The sequence below is a fragment of the Bacteroides sp. 4_1_36 genome (genome assembly GCF_003466325.1).
In the GTDB taxonomy this organism is placed as follows: Bacteria; Bacteroidota; Bacteroidia; order Bacteroidales; family Bacteroidaceae; genus Bacteroides; species Bacteroides uniformis.
Genome location: NZ_QSOX01000001.1, coordinates 1 through 22,505, shown reverse-complemented (window position 1 = coordinate 22,505; position 22,505 = coordinate 1). Strand labels below are relative to the sequence as shown.

At 43.0% G+C, this 22,505-nt stretch carries 15 protein-coding genes and 3 tRNA genes; 8 read left to right on the top strand and 10 right to left on the bottom strand.

Annotated elements, in window-relative coordinates:
* Window positions 1–29 precede the first annotated feature (29 nt).
* Both DXD65_RS00090 and gyrA read right to left on the bottom strand, forming a co-directional pair.
* Complete coding sequence (locus DXD65_RS00090; protein ID WP_005837195.1) at window positions 30–1,271, bottom strand: tetratricopeptide repeat protein; 1,242 nt, start codon at window positions 1,269–1,271, stop codon at window positions 30–32.
* A gap of 30 nt (window positions 1,272–1,301) precedes the next feature.
* Window positions 1,302–3,830, bottom strand: coding sequence for a DNA gyrase subunit A (gene gyrA / locus DXD65_RS00085; protein WP_005827761.1), 2,529 nt, complete (start codon window positions 3,828–3,830; stop codon window positions 1,302–1,304).
* 301 nt (window positions 3,831–4,131) lie between these two features.
* Here gyrA and DXD65_RS00080 point away from each other — a divergent pair, with 301 nt between their 5' ends.
* From DXD65_RS00080 to DXD65_RS00055, 6 genes are all read left to right on the top strand, one after another.
* Window positions 4,132–6,660, top strand: coding sequence for an ATP-dependent Clp protease ATP-binding subunit (locus DXD65_RS00080; protein WP_005827762.1), 2,529 nt, complete (start codon window positions 4,132–4,134; stop codon window positions 6,658–6,660).
* 111 nt (window positions 6,661–6,771) lie between these two features.
* On the top strand, window positions 6,772–8,820 hold the full coding sequence (gene htpG, locus DXD65_RS00075; protein ID WP_117887237.1) for a molecular chaperone HtpG: 2,049 nt from the start codon (window positions 6,772–6,774) through the stop codon (window positions 8,818–8,820).
* 181 nt (window positions 8,821–9,001) lie between these two features.
* On the top strand, window positions 9,002–11,299 hold the full coding sequence (locus DXD65_RS00070) for a patatin-like phospholipase family protein (protein WP_008664510.1): 2,298 nt from the start codon (window positions 9,002–9,004) through the stop codon (window positions 11,297–11,299).
* 75 nt (window positions 11,300–11,374) lie between these two features.
* Window positions 11,375–11,448: transfer RNA gene (locus DXD65_RS00065), tRNA-Arg, on the top strand.
* A 23-nt stretch (window positions 11,449–11,471) separates the two neighbouring features.
* A tRNA-Arg gene (locus DXD65_RS00060) sits at window positions 11,472–11,545 on the top strand.
* Window positions 11,546–11,568: 23 nt separating this feature from the next.
* Window positions 11,569–11,642: transfer RNA gene (locus tag DXD65_RS00055), tRNA-Arg, on the top strand.
* A 494-nt stretch (window positions 11,643–12,136) separates the two neighbouring features.
* Here DXD65_RS00055 and dapA read toward each other — a convergent pair.
* Entirely contained in the window at window positions 12,137–13,030 is an 894-nt protein-coding gene (gene dapA, locus DXD65_RS00050; RefSeq protein ID WP_005827769.1) for a 4-hydroxy-tetrahydrodipicolinate synthase, read from the bottom strand.
* Between the two features lie 103 nt (window positions 13,031–13,133).
* Window positions 13,134–15,131, bottom strand: a complete 1,998-nt coding sequence (ligA, locus tag DXD65_RS00045; protein WP_117887236.1) for an NAD-dependent DNA ligase LigA — start codon at window positions 15,129–15,131, stop codon at window positions 13,134–13,136.
* Between the two features lie 89 nt (window positions 15,132–15,220).
* Between ligA and trmD the strand changes: the two genes are divergently transcribed.
* On the top strand, window positions 15,221–15,898 hold the full coding sequence (gene trmD / locus DXD65_RS00040; RefSeq protein ID WP_005827773.1) for a tRNA (guanosine(37)-N1)-methyltransferase TrmD: 678 nt from the start codon (window positions 15,221–15,223) through the stop codon (window positions 15,896–15,898).
* Between the two features lie 93 nt (window positions 15,899–15,991).
* Here trmD and DXD65_RS00035 read toward each other — a convergent pair whose 3' ends face one another.
* From DXD65_RS00035 to DXD65_RS00015, 5 genes are all read right to left on the bottom strand, one after another.
* Window positions 15,992–16,903, bottom strand: coding sequence for a dihydroorotate dehydrogenase (locus tag DXD65_RS00035; RefSeq protein WP_009038379.1), 912 nt, complete (start codon window positions 16,901–16,903; stop codon window positions 15,992–15,994).
* Entirely contained in the window at window positions 16,891–17,667 is a 777-nt protein-coding gene (locus DXD65_RS00030; protein ID WP_005827777.1) for a dihydroorotate dehydrogenase electron transfer subunit, read from the bottom strand. Before DXD65_RS00030 ends, DXD65_RS00035 begins: the two co-directional genes overlap by 13 nt.
* A gap of 117 nt (window positions 17,668–17,784) precedes the next feature.
* Window positions 17,785–18,246, bottom strand: a complete 462-nt coding sequence (locus tag DXD65_RS00025; RefSeq protein WP_005827779.1) for a helix-turn-helix domain-containing protein — start codon at window positions 18,244–18,246, stop codon at window positions 17,785–17,787.
* A gap of 909 nt (window positions 18,247–19,155) precedes the next feature.
* The gene (gene holA, locus DXD65_RS00020; RefSeq protein ID WP_005837183.1) at window positions 19,156–20,175 is read right to left on the bottom strand and encodes a DNA polymerase III subunit delta; all 1,020 of its coding nucleotides are present in this window, start codon (window positions 20,173–20,175) and stop codon (window positions 19,156–19,158) included.
* A gap of 41 nt (window positions 20,176–20,216) precedes the next feature.
* Entirely contained in the window at window positions 20,217–20,993 is a 777-nt protein-coding gene (locus DXD65_RS00015; protein ID WP_005827785.1) for an AMP nucleosidase, read from the bottom strand.
* A 64-nt stretch (window positions 20,994–21,057) separates the two neighbouring features.
* Here DXD65_RS00015 and DXD65_RS00010 point away from each other — a divergent pair, with 64 nt between their 5' ends.
* On the top strand, window positions 21,058–21,507 hold the full coding sequence (locus DXD65_RS00010) for a type I restriction enzyme HsdR N-terminal domain-containing protein (RefSeq protein ID WP_005827787.1): 450 nt from the start codon (window positions 21,058–21,060) through the stop codon (window positions 21,505–21,507).
* 30 nt (window positions 21,508–21,537) lie between these two features.
* Here the strand turns inward: DXD65_RS00010 and DXD65_RS00005 are convergent, their stop codons facing one another.
* Complete coding sequence (locus DXD65_RS00005) at window positions 21,538–22,428, bottom strand: CblA family class A beta-lactamase (protein ID WP_005827792.1); 891 nt, start codon at window positions 22,426–22,428, stop codon at window positions 21,538–21,540.
* Window positions 22,429–22,505: the final 77 nt, after the last annotated feature.

The following is a 22,505-nucleotide window of genomic DNA, read 5'->3' as shown; positions in this document are numbered from 1 at the left end:
TTAATTAGGCTTTTATTATTATGAAAGTATTACATCAACTTTTCAATTTCTTCGAATTCAGGGCCCATTTGCAAATTATAATACACTCTATATAGACCATTTAACCACAAATCTTTTTGATCAGGTTTCAGTTCTCTTGCCTTTTCATAATAAGGTTTTGCCTTTTCATAGAAAGTCTTCAGAGTAGCCTGGTCTTCTTTATACTTCGGATCATTAATATCTGTAGTTGCTTTTTCTGAGAAATCTTGTGCTTGTAAGCAGTAAATCAAGCCTAAATTAGAGTATGCTTCTGCATAATTAGGATCTACTTCTATAGTTTTTTTATAGAATTCAATAGCTTTATCATAGTCCTTCATATTGTGATAAAGGTAGCCTTTTACATACAAATAGAATGTATTGTTAGGATCTTTAGCCAACATATCATCAGCAAACTGCATAGCTTCGTCATATTTGTTGTTATTGCTATAATAATCAATCAAGTGACCGAAGAAGAATGAATGTTCAGGATATTTCTGGATACCTTCTTTTAAAGAAGCAATCCATTTAACAGTATCACCTTCAGCTTTCAATGCAGTAGAGATAAATTCCATTGCGTATTTCCCAACTTCTTTATCATCTTGCGCATAAGGAGCATACTTCAAAATACTAGGATAATCTTCCATCTTAGCAGCTGCTAAACTTGCATAATATGCTATTTGGGGTAATACAGTATCTGTTTGTAATAGATTTTCCTTTTCAAACATCGGGTTGATAGCAATATCAATGTATGTTGCAAAGAAATCTAATGCTTTTTTATTGTCTTCATTGGCTGCATCGCCTTCTTTCTGTGAGGCCAAATTAAAGAATTGGATACCGCCATTGATCAGATTACCGCGTTCTGCTAAAATTGTAGCAGAATTAGATTTTCTATATTTATTCTTGATTTTGCCCTTTTCATTGGGAATTTGTGCCAATTCGTCACATTTGAAGTAGAATTTACACATGTTCAATGCGCTATTATATACCTGAAGAGTGTCATAAGGTTTTCTCAGATAGGCATTTTCCATTTCTTTCTCACTTCTTTTTCTTTGGATAAGACCTGCTACATCCCACGTTTCGGCATTGTCCTTTGTTTCGGGATTGGTTAAAGCCTGATTTATCAGTTCCTCTGCTTTGGCAAAGTCAGGATTTACTCCGTTAGCAATACTTTTAGCCTCTTTTACGTTCTTTTCTTGGGCGAAAGTAAAGCTTGCGACAAGTAGTAAAACCATTGAAAATAATACTCTTTTCATGATTGTAGAAAATTTAAATTAATATTATGTCTATTCTTCATTTTCATTGTTTACCTCGTTCTGAGGGCTTTCAAGGGTATTTTCTTCCCCCTCCTCTATAAGTTCCTCTTCATTTTCTGAAGTGACTTTACATACAGAGCCGATTTCGTCATTACGTTTCTCAAGGTTGATTAGACGCACACCTTGTGTAGCACGTCCCATGATACGAACATCGGCGACTTTCAGACGGATGGTAATACCGGATTTATTAATAATCATCAAGTCATTTTCATCTGTAACAGACTTGATAGTTACTAATTTACCCGTTTTATCGGTGATATTCATTGTTTTCACACCTTTACCTCCACGATTGGTCTTGCGATAATCTTCAATATCCGAACGTTTGCCATATCCTTGTTCCGATACAACCATAATTGTTTCCGCTTCAGGATCTTTGATGCATATCATACCTACTACTTCGTCTTGACCGTCTTCATCCAATGTCATACCACGTACACCGGTGGCAGTACGTCCCATAACGCGCACAGCACTTTCATGGAAACGAATGGCACGTCCGTTACGGTTGGCAATGATGATTTCATTGTCGCCGTTTGTCATACGCACTTCGATTACACGGTCGTCTTCACGGATAGTGATAGCATTTACACCATTTTGGCGAGGACGTGAATACTGCTCAAGCAATGTTTTCTTAATGACACCATTCTTAGTACAGAACAATACATAATGGCTGTTGATAAATTCTTGGTCGTTCAGGTTCTTCACGCGCAAATAGGCGTTTACAGCATCGTCAGAGTCGATATTCAACAAATTCTGGATGGCACGACCTTTCGAATTCTTAGTACCTTCGGGGATTTCGTATACCTTCAGCCAGTAACACTTACCTTTCTGTGTAAAGAACATCATGGTATTATGCATGGTTGCAGGATAAATATGCTCTACAAAGTCTGCATCGCGGGTTTCGGTACCTTTGGAGCCTACCCCACCACGGTTTTGCGCACGGAATTCGCTCAGCGGTGTGCGTTTGATGTATCCCATGTGCGAGATGGTGATAATCATTTCATCATCTGCATAGAAGTCTTCCGGATTGAATTCTTCTGATGAATAGACAATTTCCGAGCGACGTTCGTCACCATACTTCTCTTTTACTTCAATCAGTTCATCTTTAATGACTTTGCGGCAGAGTTCGTCATTGACAAGGATTTCTTCCAAATAAGCAATCTGCTTCTGAATTTCCTCATATTCGGCGTGCAGCTGGTCTTGCATCAATCCTGTGAGCTGACGCAAACGCATTTCAACAATGGCACGTGACTGAATTTCACTGAGTTGGAATCGCTCCATCAAACCTGATATAGCATCATTCGGGGTTTTAGCAGCACGGATAATCTTGATTACTTCGTCGATATTATCAGATGCAATGATTAATCCTTCCAGAATATGTGCACGTTCTTTGGCCTTGCGCAAATCATACTGAGTACGGCGGATGACTACGTCGTGTCTGTGCTCAACGAAGTGTTTTATCAAATCTTTCAGATTCAACAGACGTGGACGGCCATGTACCAATGCAACATTGTTCACACCAAAAGATGTCTGCAGCATTGTCATCTTGTAGAGCTTGTTGAGTACAATGCTGGCATTTGCATCACGTTTTACATCAATAACGATACGCATACCTTCACGGTCGGATTCGTCATTAGCATTGGCAATACCTTCAATTTTCTTTTCGTTGGCCAGATCGGCTATATTCTTAATCAATTCAGCTTTGTTGACACCATAGGGAATTTCTGTCACAACGATTTTATCGTGCGTCGAACCAGTCTCAATTTCGGCTCTAGCACGCATTATGACACGTCCGCGTCCCGTGAGATAGGCTTCGCGAACACCGCTCATACCGTATATATAGCCTCCGGTCGGGAAATCAGGAGCTTTGACATACGTCATCAGCTCTTCTATATCGATGTCATTGTTTTCAATGTATGCAATACAAGCGTCAATAACCTCAGATAGATTATGGGTCGGCATATTGGTAGCCATACCTACGGCAATACCAGATGCACCATTTACCAAAAGATTCGGAATACGGGCCGGCATGACGGTAGGCTCTTGCAAAGAGTCATCGAAATTGTTCTGCATGTCAACAGTCTCTTTCTCAAGGTCTGTCATCATGTCTTCACCAATTTTTCGCAAACGACACTCTGTATAACGCATGGCAGCAGCACTGTCACCGTCTACTGAACCGTAGTTACCTTGTCCATCTACCAACATGTAACGCATTGCCCAAGGCTGAGCCATACGTACAAGAGCTCCGTAAACGGACGAGTCGCCATGAGGGTGATATTTACCTAATACTTCACCTACAACTCTGGCTGATTTTTTATAAGGTTTGTCGGAGGTATTTCCTAATCCCATCATTCCGAAAAGAATTCTTCGGTGAACGGGTTTAAAACCATCTCTAACATCCGGAAGGGCACGTGAAACAATGACCGACATAGAGTAGTCAATGTACGATGACTTCATTTCCTCCTCGATGTTAATCTTTATAATTCTGTCTTGTTCAAGCATTTAAAAAGATTATTAATTATACATTTTCGGGTTCGTGAAAAACCACGCTAAAGTACTGCTTTTTTACGATATACAAAAGTTTTCCTCCATAAACTTTGTTGCCTGCAACATAAATATGGAAGTACTCCCTCCCTTCCTCACCAAATTGCTATTAATATATAAGGTATAAAGTGGAAAAACAGATTTGAAATTTATGGCACGGGATTTGTATACTATTAAATCAGTTAAATATGATACGCTGAATTAATAAATGCGTATCTTTGTCGTGGATAACCTTTTTAATTGAGGAGAATTATAAAATATGAACAATCAATTTTCACAAAGAGTTTCAGACATAATTACTTATAGCAAGGAAGAAGCCAATCGATTGAGAAATCGCTATATTGGTCCGGAACACCTTCTGCTCGGCATGCTGCGTGATGGCGGAGGAAAAGCTATTGAAATATTGTTGAAACTTGATATAGATTTAAAACGAGTAAAAAGTCGTCTGGAGGGTTTCCTAAAGGATGCCGAGGACGATACTCTCTTGCCGGACGCTGAAGTGCCCTTGTCCCCGATGACGGCTAAGATATTGAAGATGTGTATGCTTGAAGCGCGTTTGCTGAAAAGTGCAACTGCCGATACGGAACATGTATTGCTGGCTATCTTGAAAGATGGCGACAATCTTGCTGCAACTGTTTTGGAAGAACACCGGGTGGATTATCAGGCTGTATTTGAACAGCTTTCGATGAAATCGACCAATCCGAATGCGGGAATGGGATTCACCGAGGATGATGAAGAGGATGAAGAAGATATGAATATGTCCCGCTCCTCCCGTACTGGGGGAGCTGGTTCGGCTTCGGCTGCACAGGCTGCATCCAGAAAGCCGTCCAATGATACTCCTGTGCTGGACAATTTCGGCGTAGACATGACGCGGGCTGCCGAAGAAGGCAAGCTGGACCCGGTTGTGGGTCGCGAACGCGAGATTGAACGTCTGGCGCAAATCTTGAGCCGCCGTAAGAAGAACAATCCGGTGCTTATCGGTGAACCTGGAGTCGGAAAATCTGCCATCGTAGAGGGTTTGGCATTGCGTATTGTGCAAAAGAAAGTTTCGCGCATTTTGTTTGAAAAGCGCGTGGTGATGCTTGATATGGCCTCTGTGGTGGCGGGAACAAAATACCGTGGTCAGTTTGAGGAACGTATCCGCTCTATCATCAACGAGTTGCAGAAAAATCCGAATGTCATCCTTTTCATCGATGAAATCCATACGATTGTAGGTGCCGGTGCTGCTGCCGGTTCCATGGATGCTGCCAATATGCTGAAACCAGCTTTAGCGCGTGGTGAAATACAGTGTATTGGAGCTACCACTCTCGATGAATACAGAAAGAATATCGAGAAAGACGGTGCTTTGGAACGTCGTTTCCAAAAGGTGATTGTAGAGCCTACCACAGCTGAAGAAACGCTTCAGATATTGAAGAATATCAAGGAGAAGTATGAAGACCATCATAACGTGAGCTACACGGATGAAGCCTTGGAAGCATGTGTCAAGTTGTCAGCACGCTATATAACCGACCGCAACTTCCCGGATAAAGCTATTGATGCTTTGGACGAGGCGGGTTCGCGTGTGCATTTGACGAATATTAATGTTCCGAAAGAAATTGAGGAACAGGAAAAGCTGATTGAAGAGGCACGTAGCCTGAAGGCTGAAGCTGTAAAGTCACAGAATTTTGAGCTGGCTGCCAGCTACCGCGACCGTGAGAAGGAACTTTCTGTCCGCTTGGAGGAGATGAAGGTTGAGTGGGAAGCCCGTTTGAAGGATGACCGCCAAACGGTAGGTGAAGAGGAAATAGCCAATGTTATTTCAATGATGTCCGGTGTACCCGTACAGCGCATGGCGCAGGCAGAAGGACTTAAACTGGCCGGAATGAAGGAAGAACTACAGGCGAAGGTGATAGCTCAAGATGCTGCGATAGAGAAACTTACCAAAGCAATCTTGCGTAGCCGTGTAGGGTTGAAAGACCCGAACCATCCCATCGGAACTTTTATGTTCCTTGGCCCTACTGGTGTGGGTAAGACGCATTTGGCAAAGCAATTGGCAAAATATATGTTTGGCTCTGCCGATGCCTTGATACGTATCGATATGAGCGAGTATATGGAGAAATACACCGTATCTCGTATGATTGGTGCCGCTCCGGGATATGTGGGCTATGAGGAAGGCGGCCAGTTGACTGAAAAGGTGCGTCGCAAGCCGTATTCCATTGTCTTGCTGGATGAGATTGAGAAAGCCCATCCGGACGTGTTCAACATCTTGCTCCAGGTACTGGATGAAGGTCGTTTGACTGACAATTATGGCAGAACCATCGATTTCAAGAATACGGTTATCATTATGACCTCCAATATCGGTACGCGGCAGTTGAAGGAGTTTGGCCGTGGCGTAGGTTTTGCGGCGCAAAACCGCACGGATGACAATGAACATTCGCGCAGTGTGATACAAAAGGCTCTGAACAAGACTTTTGCTCCCGAATTTTTGAATCGTTTGGATGAAATCATTACTTTCGACCAGCTCTCCTTGGAGGCTATCACAAAGATTGTGGACATTGAGCTGAAAGGCTTGTACGAACGGGTTGAAGCAATTGGTTACAAGCTGGTTGTGGAGGATGATGCAAAGACATTCCTTGCTTCGAAAGGGTACGATGTACAGTTTGGTGCGCGCCCATTGAAGCGTGCCATTCAGAACCACTTGGAGGATGGACTTTCCGAGCTGATAGTGGCGGCAGAGTTACAGCCGGGTGATACGGTAAATGTATCAGTAGACAAAGAAAAAGATGAGCTGAGCATCAAGAAGGCATAAGCAGTTCTTTATAAAAACCGTCAAAATGTCAGTCCTTATGGGCTGGCATTTTTTTTGTGCTATATCTGCCGGAATAATTAAAAATATAAATCTAAAAAATATAAATGTAGTATGCAAAAAGGTAATATTGGGGTAACTACTGAGAATATCTTCCCCGTCATTAAAAAATTCTTGTATAGTGATCATGAAATTTTTCTCCGTGAGTTGGTTTCTAACGCGGTTGATGCTACACAGAAGCTGAAAACACTCTCCTCTATCGGTGAGTTCAAGGGTGAAGTTGGCGATTTAACCGTACATGTTTCGCTGGGAAAAGATACCATTACGGTGTCCGATCATGGTATTGGGCTTACGGCTGAAGAAATAGACAAGTATATTAACCAGATAGCTTTCTCTGGTGCCAATGACTTCCTTGAGAAATATAAAAACGATGCCAATGCCATCATCGGTCATTTTGGATTGGGGTTCTATTCGGCTTTTATGGTTGCCAAGAAAGTCGAAATCATCACTAAGTCCTATCAGGAAGGCGCCCAGGCTGTAAAGTGGACTTGCGATGGCAGTCCGGAGTTTACGATTGAAGACACTGATAAGGCTGAACGTGGTACGGATATCGTTCTCTATATAGACGATGACTGCAAGGAGTTCCTTGAAGAAGCGCGCATTTCTTCTTTGTTGAAGAAGTATTGCAGCTTCCTCCCTATTCCGGTTGCATTCGGCAAGAAGAAAGAATGGAAAGACGGCAAGCAGGTTGAAACTGCCGAGGATAATATCATCAATGACTCCAACCCGTTGTGGACGCTGAAACCCAGCGAATTGAAAGATGAAGATTACAAGAAGTTCTACCGTGACCTTTATCCTATGTCCGACGAACCTTTATTCTGGATTCATCTGAATGTGGATTATCCGTTCCACCTTACCGGTATTCTGTACTTCCCCAAAGTGAAAAGCAACATCGAGTTGAACAAGAATAAGATTCAGCTTTATTGCAACCAGGTATATGTGACGGATTCGGTAGAAGGTATTGTTCCCGACTTCTTGACCCTGCTGCATGGTGTGCTCGATTCACCGGACATTCCATTGAACGTTTCCCGTTCTTATTTGCAGAGCGATGCCAACGTGAAGAAAATTTCTACATATATCACGAAAAAAGTGTCAGACCGTTTGCAGTCTATCTTCAAGAATGACCGTAAACAATTTGAGGAAAAGTGGAATGACTTGAAAATCTTCATCAACTACGGAATGCTTACGCAGGAAGATTTCTATGATAGAGCCAAGGATTTTACCCTTTTCACCGATACAGACAGCAAATATTATACTTTCGAAGAGTATAAGACGTTGATTAAAGATAACCAGACGGATAAGGATGGAAATCTGATTTATCTGTATGCCAACAATAAAGATGAACAATACAGCTACATAGAGGCCGCTACGAATAAAGGATACAATGTGCTGTTGATGGATGGGCAGCTGGACATTGCGGTGGTGAGCATGTTGGAACAGAAGTTCGAAAAGGTTCGCTTCACTCGTGTAGACAGCGATATTATTGATAATCTGATTGTCAAGGAAGACAAGAAGAATGAAGCGTTGGAAACCGGCAAGCAGGAAGTTCTTTCTTCCATCTTCAAGAGCCAGTTGCCCAAGATGGATAAGACGGAGTTCAACATCACGGCGCAGGCTTTGGGCGAAAATGCCACTCCTATCATGATAACTCAGAGCGAGTACATGCGCCGTATGAAGGAAATGGCGAATATCCAGGCTGGAATGAGCTTCTATGGCGAAATGCCGGATATGTTTAACCTGGTATTGAATTCAGACCATAAGCTGGTAAAAGAAGTTCTGGCAGATGAAGATAAGGAATGTGCTGCTGCCGTTGCTCCGGTTCAGGCAGAGATGGATGAAGTGAACAAGCAGCGTACTGACCTGAAAAAGAAGCAGGAAGGCAAGAAAGATGAGGATATACCGACTGCCGAAAAGGATAAAGTGAATGAGTTGGATAAGAAGTGGGACGAACTGAAAACACAGAAAGAAGGCATCTTCGCCGATTATGCTGCCAAGAATAAGGTTGTCCGTCAACTGATAGATTTGGCACTGCTGCAGAATGGTATGTTGAAAGGTGAAGCTTTGAACAACTTTGTCAAGAGAAGCATTGACCTGATAAAATAAGCCCCTTTAAATTTGCATTTAATATATGCAAGGGTATTGTGATTCTTCGGAGTCGCAATACCCTTTTTTTATTCATTTTCACCAATTAGGGTGTGATTTTCTTCGTTGAATACGGCATTTTTAGAAACTATTGTTTATATTTGGGGCAATGAACATTTATCTTACTCGGAATAGCATAGTTATGAAAAGAGTTTTATTGTTTTTTTCGTTTCTTCTATGTGGCTTTATTTTACAAGCTCAGAAAGTGGGGCTTGTACTGAGTGGCGGTGGAGCAAAAGGCATGACTCATATAGGCATTATCCGGGCTTTGGAAGAGAATAATATCCCCATTGATTATATAACCGGAACCTCTATGGGAGCTATCATCGGTTCTCTGTATGCTATGGGGTATTCCCCGGACGATATGGAGGCGCTGTTGCGCTCTCCCGACTTTAAGCGTTGGTATTCGGGCAAAGTGGAGCCTAAATACGAGTATTATTTTAAGAAGAATCGTCCTTCACCGGAATTTTTTAATATCCGTTTTGCTTTTAGGGACTCGCTGCATATAAAGCCCCAGATACTTCCCACAAGCATGGTCAACCCCATACAGATGAACCTGGTATTTGTGGAATTGTTTGCACGTGCTACGGCTGCATGTGGCGGTAATTTCAACAAACTGTTTGTTCCTTTTCGCTGTATAGCATCCGATGTGTACAATAAAAAGCCATTGGTATTGAGTAAAGGGGATTTGGGAGATGCGGTACGTGCTTCCATGAGCTTTCCATTTGTCTTCAAACCGATAGAAATAGACAGTACGCTTGCTTATGATGGCGGCATTTACAATAATTTCCCTACGGATGTGATGCGGGAGGATTTTCATCCGGATGTCATTATTGGCAGTGTGGTAGCGGCCAATCCCGGTAAGCCGAAGGAGAATGACCTGATGAGCCAATTGGAGAATATGATTATGCAGAAGACCGATTACTCCATTCCGGACTCGTTGGGTATAGTCATGACCTTCAAATATGATGATGTCAACTTGCTGGATTTTGACCGTCTGCAGGAATTGCACGATATAGGTTACAATCGTACCCTTAATATGATGGATTCCATCAAAAGCCGTGTTCATCGTAGGGTGAATGCTGATAATGTGCGTTTGAGGCGTCTTGTCTTCCGGAGTAACCTGCCTCAATTCCGTTTTCGGGATATCATTATTGAAGGGGCGAATGCCCAACAGCAAGCCTACATCAAAAAAGAGTTCCATGATGAAGAGCATGAAGTCTTTACTTATGAAGACTTGAAGCGCGGGTATTTTCGTTTGCTGGCAGATAATATGATTTCGGAAATAGTTCCTCATGCTGTGTATGATTCGGAATCCGATTTGTATGAGCTGCATTTGAAGGTGAAGATGGAGGATAATTTTTCCGTGCGTCTGGGGGGCAGTGTCTCTACCACGAGCTCAAATCAAATCTATTTGGGAATAGGATATCAGAACTTGAATTATTATTCCAAGGAAATCACTTTTGACGGTCAGTTGGGTAAGATTTATAATAATGCCCAGTTGATGGGTAAGATTGATTTGCCTACCCACATATCTACGTCCTTTCGTTTTATTGCTTCAATCAGTACCTTCGATTACTACAAGAAGGACAAGCTGTTTTCCAGGAATGACAAACCTTCATTCAATTCAAAGGACGAACGTTTTGTGAAGTTGATGGTTGCCTTGCCGTTTTTGGCCAATAAGCGTGCGGAGTTCAGTCTGGGATATGGCCAACTGGAAGATAACTACTTTCAATCCAGCGTAATAGATTTCGATAAGGACCGTTCGGACAGAAGTACCTACAAACTTTTGGGAGGTTCCATCGGTTTCTATGGGAGCACCCTAAATACGCGGCAATACGCGACAAAAGGTTATCTGGAGAAACTGATAGCCCAGGTATTTACCGGGAGGGAAAGATTTGAACCGGGGAATCCGCAAGAAGGGTACAGTCCTTCTCCGCAAGAGCGGCAATCATGGTTACAAATCTCTTATATGAAAGAGGCATATCACACTATGGGGCCGAAATTCACCCTGGGATGGATGGCAGAAGCACTGTATTCATCGAAGAATTTCTCTGAGAATTATACGGCAACCATGATGCAGGCAGGAGAATTTGCACCGACTCCGCATAGTAAACTGATGTACAATGAAGCTTTTCGTGCCAACCAGTATGTGGCTGCCGGTATCAAACCCATATATGTTTTGAACGACATGTTCCAGTTCCGGACAGAATTTTATGGCTTTACACCGATTTTTCCGATAAAAAAGAATGCATTGAATAAAGCATATTATGGAAAAGCATTCTCCCGCTTTGAGTATATGGGAGAAGTTTCTGTTATTTGTCATTTGCCCTTCGGAGCCATCTCTGCTTATGTAAATCATTATAGCTCACCGAGAAGGGAGTGGAATGTGGGGATGACCATTGGCTGGCAGTTGTTTAATTATCGCTTTGTCGAATAAATTTCTTCAAAAAAAGTTTGTATATCGTTTGCTAATTCGGAAAAAGTACGTATCTTTGCACCCGTTAAACAAAGAGGCCGCGTAGCTCAACTGAATAGAGTAGCTGACTACGGATCAGCCGGTTACAGGTTTGAATCCTGTCGCGGTCACAAGTTTTCATAATTTTTTTAAGGGTCGCGTAGCTCAACTGAATAGAGTAGCTGACTACGGATCAGCCGGTTACAGGTTTGAATCCTGTCGCGGTCACAAGATTTCATAATTTTTTTAAGGGTCGCGTAGCTCAACTGAATAGAGTAGCTGACTACGGATCAGCCGGTTACAGGTTTGAATCCTGTCGCGATCACAAAGAACCTCCGCAAGAAAACTTGCGGAGGTTCTTTGTTTTTACAGCAATGGCATATAGTTGATGTTCTCCCCTTGTATGGCACTGGCGCGTGTTCTCTATAATGAAACAAACTGTTTCCCTTAACTAAACACTTTGTTTCATTATGGAGAACACTTTGTTTCCCTTGACAGAACACTTTGTTCCATCATATAAAAACAAAGTGTTTTTCTCTGCTGAAACAAAGTGTTCAATGTTGTGAACTAATAGATTAGCTGAAATAATAGTCTTGTCTTGATTGAGCTAGAGATGTCTTTTTCTCGATTTAACCAGATGTCTTTTTGCTTTATAACGTAATCAGTAGACTGTTTTGGGATTATTGTACTGATAAATATAGTCACATAGGAAAAAAAGAAGGAGTTAATTCCGTGTTTCCACAAAACTAACTCCTTGCATATCTGATATTAATATGTTGTATACTGGAAATTAATATCCTATAGGGGCGGTATAAGGCCTTAGCATTTGATGTTCAATTCATCCAGAATCTTGCGCATGGCTTCGAAAGTAGTGATTCTGGTCGGCACCAATGGCAGGCGGAGCTTGTTCTCAATCATTCCCATTACATTCAGCATGGCTTTTACTCCGGCAGGGTTGCCGTCTACAAACAGAAGCTTGAATAATTCGGCAAATTTGTGGTGAATGGTCAATGCATTGGCATAGTCCCCTTGCAGTGCCAGACGTACCATACGGCTGAACTCACGTGGGAACGCGTTTCCGATGACCGAGATAATGCCGACGGCCCCCAGGGTAATCAGAGGGAAGGTGATGCCGTCATCGCCCGAAATAACGTCGAAATTGGCCGGTTTGTTTTTGATGATGTCATCCATCTGCGTGATGTCGCCCGAAGCTTCTTTGACGGCTATCACATTCTTGAAATCACGTGCAATGCGCAGGGTTGTTTCTGCCTTCATGTTCACGCCGGTACGACCGGGGACATTATAAAGCACAATCGGCAAATCCGTTGCTTCAGAAATGGCCTTATAATGCTGATATATACCTTCTTGCGATGGCTTGTTGTAATATGGAACGACGGATAGAATGGCATCTACTCCGGTGAAATCGTCATTTTTCAGTGTTTCCACTATGGCCCGGGTGTTGTTTCCACCTACGCCCAGCAGGATAGGAATTCTTCCGTTCACTCGCTCGATGACCATTTTCTTGATTTTCTTTTTCTCTTCTTCAGTCAGAGTCGGAGTTTCTGCCGTGGTGCCGAGCACACATAAAAAGTCGGTATTGTTTTGAAGTTGATAGTCTACCAAACGCATCAACGCATCGTAATCAACGCTTTCATCCTCTTTAAATGGAGTAATCAGCGCTACCCCCATTCCTTTCAATCTTGTCTGTATCATGAGTATTATAAAGTAATCTCTAATTAAATGACTCGCAAAAGTACGAATTTTTTCGATTTACCCTACAAATATAAGCCATAAAAAAGCTTTTTGTGGAAATTTGTTAGGATATCAATGCCAAAAACTCATCTTCGCTCATAATCTTTACTCCCAGTTTCTGCGCTTTCTCCAGTTTGGCAGGTCCCATATTTTCTCCGGCCAGGATAAAGCTGGTTTTGGAGGAGATACTGCCGACGTTTTTTCCACCGTTCTTTTCAATCATCTCTTTGTATTCGTCCCGTGAGTGGTGGGTGAATACGCCGCTGATGACGATGGACTGGCCCGCCAGTTTGTCGGTGTATCCGCTGAGGTCTTCTTCTGTCCGGTGGAGTTGCAGACCGTTCGATTTCAGCCGTTCCACCAGCTCTCTGTTGACAGGATTGGAGAAGTAGGTTATAATGCTCTGCGCTATTTTTTCACCGATTTCATCGATGTTTTTCAGCTTTTCGAGGTCTGCGTTTTCCAGCTCTTCGATGTCCGTAAAGGACTTGGCTATTTTCTTGGCAACCGTTTCTCCCACGAAGCGTATGCCCAGTGCAAAGAGCACTCTTTCGAATGGCACTTCTTTACTTGCCGCAATACCGTTGACTATGTTTTCTGCCGATTTTTCGCCCATCCGTTCCAGGTTCTTGATGTCATCGGTTTTGAGCTGGTATAAATCTGCAGTATCCTTTATCAGCCCCAATCGGTAGAACATATCTACTGTTTCAGGTCCCAGTCCGTCTATATTCATGGCTTTGCGGCTGATGAAATGCTCTATTTTCCCTTTAATCTGCGGAGGACAAGCGGTTTCATTGGGGCAATAGTGGGCTGCTTCTCCTTCAAAACGTATCAGTTTGCTGCCGCATTCGGGACAATGGGTGATGAACTTCACTTTTTCACCGATAAGCATACTGCGGGCATCCTTATCGACACCGGTTATTTTGGGGATGATTTCACCGCCTTTTTCCACATACACCATGTCGCCTATATGCAGGTCCAGCCCCTCGATAATATCTGCATTGTGCAGGGAGGCACGTTTCACAATGGTGCCGGACAGTTGTACGGGGTCCAGATTGGCAACCGGAGTGACTGTGCCGGTACGTCCTACTTGGTAGGTAACCCTATTCAAGCGTGTCAGTGCACGTTCTGCCTGGAATTTGTATGCGATGGCCCACCGGGGGGACTTGGCTGTGAATCCCAAATTCTTTTGTTGTCTCAAGCTGTTGACTTTTAGTACAATACCATCAGTAGCTACCGGAAGGTTCTTACGCTCCGTGTCCCAATAATTGATGTATTCGAAGACTTCCTCCAGGCTGTGGGCTTTTCTGGTGTGCTCTGATGTTTTAAATCCCCAGCTGGCGGCGGCTTGCAGATTCTCGTAATGGCCGTCGCAGGGCAATTCCTCTCCCAATAGATAGTAGAGATAAGCATCCAGCTTTCTGGATGCTACGATGGCGGAATTCTGCAACTTCAAGGTACCGGAAGCAGCGTTGCGCGGATTGGCGAAAAGCGGTTCCTCACGTGCTTCCTTTTCCCGGTTCAGTTCTTCGAAAACCACCCAGGGCATCAGGATTTCCCCTCTGATTTCGAATGATTTAGGATAATTCCCATGGAGGACCAGTGGAATCGTTCGGATTGTCTTTACATTGTCCGTCACGTCATCACCCTTTTCGCCGTCGCCACGGGTGACGGCACGCACCAGTTTGCCATCCTCGTAAGTCAGCGAGATGGAAGTACCGTCATACTTCAGCTCGCAGCAGATTTCAAAATCCTCATTCAACGCTTTCTTTACCCGTTCGTAAAAGTCGGTCACTTCGTTTTCAGAATAGGTGTTTCCCAATGAAAGCATGGGATATTTGTGTGCCACTTGTGTGAAGTTCTTATTCAAATCACTCCCTACACGCATCGTGGGCGAATTATCATCTTGGTATTCAGGATGTTCTTTCTCTAAGTCTTGTAGCTCGTGCATCAGGTCGTCAAACTCCTTGTCGGATATTTCAGGAGCATTCAGCACATAATAATTGTAGTTGTGCTGGTGTAATTCCGCACGGAGCTGGTCTATTTTTTCTTTTACAGTCATAGGGTTTTCGGATTGTTTGAACGCAAAAATACGGGTTTCTCCCCGAATATTTGTACTTTTGCAGCTTGAAATAGCTAAAATAAAGTTATATGCGCATTGACATTATCACAGTTTTGCCGGAGATGATTGAGGGATTCTTTAACTGCTCCATTATGAAACGTGCTCAAAATAAAGGGCTTGCAGAGATACATATCCATAATCTTCGTGATTATACGGAAGATAAGTACCGTCGTGTAGACGATTATCCGTTTGGCGGCTTTGCCGGAATGGTCATGAAGATAGAGCCGATAGAGCGGTGTATCAACGCCTTGAAGGCCGAGCGGGATTACGACGAGGTTATCTTTACGACCCCCGATGGTGAGCAGTTCAATCAGCCGATGGCAAATACTCTTTCCCTTGCCCAGAATCTCATCATTCTCTGCGGGCATTTCAAAGGGATAGATTACCGGATTCGCGAGCATCTCATCACCAAGGAAATCAGTATCGGCGACTATGTGTTGACTGGCGGAGAACTGGCGGCGGCTGTCATGGCAGATGCCATCATCCGTATCATTCCGGGAGTGATTTCTGATGAGCAGTCTGCACTTTCAGATTCTTTTCAGGACAATCTGCTGGCCGCACCGGTCTATACACGTCCCGCTGATTACAATGGATGGAAGGTTCCGGATATTTTACTCTCCGGACATGAGGCCAAGATTAAGGAATGGGAGCTGCAACAGTCGTTGGAAAGGACCCGTAGATTGCGTCCGGATTTGTTGGGAGAGTAAGTTTACTGATGTAAATAAAAAGAAAAAGGACATTCGTCAATGAATGTCCTTTTTTATGAATATATATTGCGAATGGCAATCTCTTGTTATTCTTTATACCTCGAGTGCACCGATAATATCCTTTATAGACTGATAACCGTGTCTGTCAAGATAGTCATTTATTCCTTCTACCACTTTCACTGTAACCGCCGGATCAATGAAGTTTGCCGTACCAATCTGGATGGCAGAGGCACCTGCAAGCATGAATTCCACAGCATCTTTCCAGTTCATGATACCTCCCAAGCCTATGACGGGGATTTTTACCGCTTTGGCTACTTGCCATACCATACGTAAGGCAATGGGTTTCACGGCCGCACCGGACATGCCACCGGTTACAGTGGAGAGTATCGGACGCCTGCGTTCCGCGTCTATAGCCATTCCCAGCAGGGTATTGATGAGGGAAACACTGTCTGCACCGCCATTTTCGGCTGCGCGGGCTATTTCAGTGATGTCGGTAACGTTCGGGGAGAGCTTTACGATAAGTGTCTTTTTGTAAACTGAGCGCACGGCTTTCACCACTTCTTCGGCGCCCTTGGCGGTAACACCGAATGCCATTCCTCCTTGCTTCACGTTGGGGCAAGAGATGTTCAATTCTATGGCAGGAATTTTGTCAAGTTCATTAATGATTGCGGCTGTTTCGGCATAGTCTTCGATGGCAGAACCCGAAACATTCACAATCATGTTGGTCTGAATGTCCTTGATGCGGGGATAGATGTGTTCAACAAAGTAATGAACACCCTTATTTTGCAGTCCCACAGCGTTTAACATACCCGAAGGAGTCTCTGCCATGCGCGGATATGGATTGCCTTCACGTTTGTGAAGAGTGGTTCCCTTTACAATAATACCGCCTATTCGCGATAGTTCGATGAAATCGGCGAATTCTTCACCATATCCGAATGTTCCGGATGCAGTCATCACCGGATTATTCATTTGTAATTCACCAATATTTACACTTAAATCTGCCATAATAGTTTGTTTATATTAAAAACCGGACCTTCTTTACATACGCACAAATGACCTTCCGTGGTATTTTCTACACAGCATAGACAAGCGCCTATGCCACACGCCATCATATTTTCCAAAGATACTTCGCAACTGATGCCTTTACTTTTGGCATACTTTGCTACTGCCATCATCATCGGTTTGGGGCCGCAAGTATATATCTGCTCAAAGCACACCTTATTTAATATGGAGTGTTGTGTTACGTATCCCTTCTCTCCGTGGCTGCCATCTTCGGTGGTGGTATACACCTCGCCATAGGCGGCAAATTGTTCCAATTGAAGCAAATCTTTGTCACTTCTGGCACCCAGCAGGAATGTTGGCTTGCAACCTTTCTTGGCGAGCTGTTCGCCTAAATATAACATAGGAGCTGTACCTACACCTCCACCTACCAATAAGAGCTTGTCTGAGGGCTTTTCAGGCATTGTGAAGCAGTTTCCCAACGGAAGCACTACATTGATTATATCGCCTGCTTTTGCTTCTCCTAATCGCTTGGTTCCGTCGCCTACAAGTTGGATTAAGAACCAGACCTCGTTCCGTTGTCTATCTACATAATTGATGGAGATGGGGCGGCGCAAAAAAGTGGTAGGCGAGCCGTCCACGCGAATCTCTGCAAATTGTCCCGGAAGCATTTCCGGAAGTGGGGATGGAGAAGTCAGCTTCAACAACACGTAGTTGGCATGCAAGCGGAGGTTCTCTGTCACTGTCAGATCTAAAATATACTTTTTCATATCTATAAAGAGGGATGTTTTTCTTTCGGGTGCAAAGATAGTGTAAACCGAGTGCAGAATAAAATGAACCCGTTTCTTTTTTATGCCGGGGCGTTAGTCTATTTCCATTCTCATTCCTTAATTTTCCGGTTTGAAAGTCTCGTAGGTATTGTCATCAAAGAAAATTCTTATTTCTGTGATTTTTCTGGGAGGTCTTTCTTTGTAGATAATCTCTTGTTTTACAATCTCTTTAGGCGATTTTAGGGCTGTCTCTAATGCAATTTCCTTGCGATTTTTAGATTCTTCCGGCCCGTTGGACAGATTTTCCGGATTCTCGGCGAATAAAGGATAGTCGAATCCATCGTTTTCGGGTGAATCCGGATTATTACTCATATTACCTTTTCCGGTAAGCAGCCACTCCAAGTTTATGTCGTTGTATCGTTGATGCAATCGGAGAATGACTTCCGTACTTGGATATTTGTTACGCGGACCCAAGATGTGAGAAATGGTGGCTTGGGCCACGCCGATACTCTCGGCAAAAGCTCCTGCTGTCAGTTTCTCCCGGTCCATAACCATTTTGAACCTGTCTTTTATACTCATGGTTTATGTGTTATTACAATTGTACATGTTATTTATTGGATTACAAAAGTAAAAAAACGACATCACAAAAGCAAATTAAAAATGTGATATTTTAAAGTTTACAGATGAAATGTTATTATTACAATATTCATCATTACAAATGCTATAATACAAATTACGAGTAAAATAGGTGTTTATCGTAAGTTTAATAAAATAATATATTTGTCTAATTATTAGCATATTATATAGTTATTTTTTGATGGTAAATGCTGTATTACATTTGTTTGTCGCTCATTTTATATAATATATAATTTAATGATTTGATTAATTATCGTATATAATTGATATATACATATTTATCGATTATAATTACATGGGTTAACCCCTACTCTATTATTTTTGTAAACCATCAGTTTGCGATATTAAATATTACTTATTACATTTGTGTTTTCAAATATAATATCACATATGTTATAGTACACCCGTCATATAGATATTTATGTAATGTATTAAATTCACAATAGTCAATTATCCTAGTTGTGTATTACAACTATTGTACTCTTGAAAAGTGTAACAGATTTCATATATGACGATTTAAAGCTGAATTGCTCCATCTCTTCTTTTTACTAAAGGAGAAAAGATGTGACATAAATAAGAAAATAAGATGCTTTATTTATTTTCTAGTCTTCAAGACTTAAATCCTTGCTTTATTTCTGTATAATTGGTCGATTCGTTATAAAAACACGATTCTCAGAGCTTATAAATGAACGTAATTTGCTGTAAATATGATTATTATCTCCTATTTTACTGTCTATGCTAAGGGCCGAAATAGAAAAAAGGGGGATAAATCCCCCTAAAAATGACATAATGATATCAAATCAGTCTGTTTTATGCTTTTCCCTTTTTATGGAAAAGTATGCTGTATGGAAGTTAATGTAGAATCTTAAAGACCAATTCCCGGAGGATATCTCCATCGCTTAGGGAGGAATTTCCTACTCCTTTGGATTTGGCATCTGCATATCGAATTTCTCCGATTATCTGCATGGTCTTTACTCCGCTGTAACGGCGCATGGCACTTAGGTATTCGCGCGACTGCCAGGGAGTCTTTAATCCTATGAAACTGGCAATACCCTGCTCCGTCTTTTCGGGTGCATAATAAGCCAACATCAAGTTGGAGAAGAAGCCGAAAAGTAAAGATAAAGTCATCTGGATAGGGTTTGTTTTCGGATTTTCTTCAAAATATTTTATTATTTTATTGGCCTTTAGTATGTCTTTTTCTACAATGGCACTGCGAAGTTCAAAGTTATTATAATCCTTACTGATTCCGATGTTACGTTCTATCTGTTCGGGGGTGACGCGTGTCTGACCTTTTGGAAGAGTTATAATCAGTTTTTCCAGTTCTCCTGTAAGGCGGCTGAGGTCCGTACCTACGAAATCGGCAAGCATGGAGGTGGCTTTAGGATCCAAGTCTACACCTTTGCGCTTCATGTATGAGGTGATGAATGCCGGTAACTGGGCATCCTTCACCTTCTTGGATTCGAATAGAACTCCCACCTTCTCTATTTCGGCCGCCAGCTTCTTTCTTCTGTCCAGCACCCCATGTTTGTGGCATAGAACAAGAATGGTGGAGTTCAACGGTTTTTGCAGGTAGTATGAAAGCTCCTCCATGTTGCGGATGGCCTGCGCTTCCTTTACGACTACGACCTGGCGTTCGGACATCATCGGATAGCGCTTGGCCGCATTGATGACAGTGGCTATATCGACATCTGCACCATAGACTACGGTCAGGTTGAATTCCTTTTCGGTGTCAGTGAGAACGTTGTCTACAATATAGTCGGAGATGAGGTCTATGTAATACGATTCCTCGCCCATGAGATAGTAGACGGGGCGGTATTGCTTGGCTCTCAACTCTTTTAGAATATCATCACAGGTTGTTTCTTGTTTTGCCATATAATAAAGTAAGTGCTATACGAGGGATGTCCCGTAACGGATTACCAGTCGAACTTCAAGTGTTTTACGGTTTTCTTTTCATCAATAATCATGCGCAAGGATGCGATGCCGATTTCAACATGCTCCTTTACATAATTCTGGGTCACCAGATTGTCGCTTTTATCGGTTTTTACACCTTCCGGAATCATCGGTTGGTCTGAAACCAGCAGAAGAGCTCCCGTGGGAATATGATTGGCAAAACCGCAGCTGAATAGGGTTGCCGTTTCCATATCGACAGCCATGGCACGGGTTTTCTTCAGATATTCTTTGAATTCCTCGTCATGTTCCCAAATGCGGCGGTTGGTGGTGTATACGGTACCGGTCCAGTAGTCACGGGCATAATCGCGGATGGCAGAAGAAACGGCACGTTGCAGCATAAATGCCGGGAGTGACGGGACTTCAGGTGGGAAGTAGTCGTTGGAGGTACCCTCGCCACGGATGGCGGCAATGGGAAGGATGAGGTCCCCTATTCTATTTTTCTTGTCTATACCGCCGCACTTACCCAGAAACAGACATGCCTTGGGCTTGATAGCACTCAGCAAGTCCATGATAATGGCGGCATTAGGACTTCCCATACCAAAATTAATGATGGTCATTCCTTCTGCACTGGCAGATATCATGTTGGCATCTTTACCGAGAATGGGAACATTGAACTTTTCTGCGAAAATCTCTACGTACTTGTTGAAGTTGGTCAACAGAATGTACTCTCCAAAATCCTCCAGGTTACGCTTTGTGTAACGGGGCAGCCAATTGGCTACGATTTCTTCTTTTGTTTTCATAAGATTTCATTAAATTTGTGTTCCCAAAAGACGGGAACCATTATTTAACTTACAAATGTAGTAAATGTTATCGTTAAACCTACCAGCATTCGATGCTAAAATTGCCGCAAGGAACGGAAAAAATGTTATTTTCGATGTAATCCGTCGTCGTTATGTCGCCTTGACCCCTGAAGAATGGGTGCGGCAGCACTTCGTCCACTTTCTTCTTGCTCACAAGGGGTATCCGCAGGCGCTTATGGCAAATGAGGTGCAGGTACAGCTGAACGGTACAAAGAAACGCTGTGATACAGTGCTCTATCGACGCGACCTTACCGCCCGGATGATTGTGGAATACAAGGCGCCTGAAATAGAAATCACCCAAAAGGTTTTCGACCAGATTACCCGCTACAACATGGTGCTGAAAGTGGATTATCTGATTGTCAGCAACGGGCTTCAGCATTATTGTTGCCGCATAGATTACGAGCACAACAGCTATACTTTTCTGCAGGATATACCCGAGTATCAAAACTTATAGGAGGAGCTACCAATAGCCCCCTTGCCTCTCTCATCTCATCGCATCATATACCATGCGTGATATGCGGGCGATGATGTTCGCATTGTCCTCATCCGTCTCGTATGAGTCCATGACGAAGGCGGCAATGTAGTATTTCCGGCCGTCGGGAAGGATAACGAGGCCGGCATCATTATCTGCAGTTTTCATACCGTCGGCATTGCGGTCGGAAGAGCCGGTCTTGTGTCCTACTACGGTTTTGGCTGGCAACATACCTTTCAGTTTGTTGGCACCGGTTTCAGTATCTATCATGGTCTGCCACAAGAAGTCTTTCAGCTCCTTGTTGGAGAACAACTCTTTTTCATCAGCCGTTCTCAGTAGTCGGACCATAGCGGAAGGAGTACTCCAGTTGCGGTATACAGCCTCGAAGCTGGAGTGCATGCCGTCTTCTGTTTCCGAGAGGTTGAAGGAGTCGATACTCAACCGGTGGATATAGTCATTGATATGTTTGATGCCTCCTGCATATTCTATCAAGATGTCGCAGGCATTGTTGTCGCTTTGGGAAATGCTGTATTGCATCAGTTCCCTAAGCGTAATCGTGAAATCCTGGTCGGGAAACTTCTTCCGCAGGGGGCTGTAGGTATTGGGCGGCATTTGGGATGCCTTTATGGAAACAATGCTGTCCAGACTGATGCTTTGCTTATCCATCTTGTCCAGTACGGCCAGTGCCACATGGAATTTGAATACACTGAGCAAGGGGAAGTGTACATGGTCGTTATACCGGAGCATGTCTCCTTTGTCTGTCCATACGGCTATACCAACGGTGGCTTTCTTGCCATTGAGCAGACTGTCAATCCGGTTTTCAAGTTCAGACATTTGCTGCGCCCGGACGACGGTAGCTATACAAGTGAATAAGGTAAGTATGGCGATGAAATATGCTTTCATAACTTCAATTTCTTTAAGACCTTAATTCCGCAACACTATTATAAAATATTTTTTTTAAGTACCTGAGCAACAAAAAG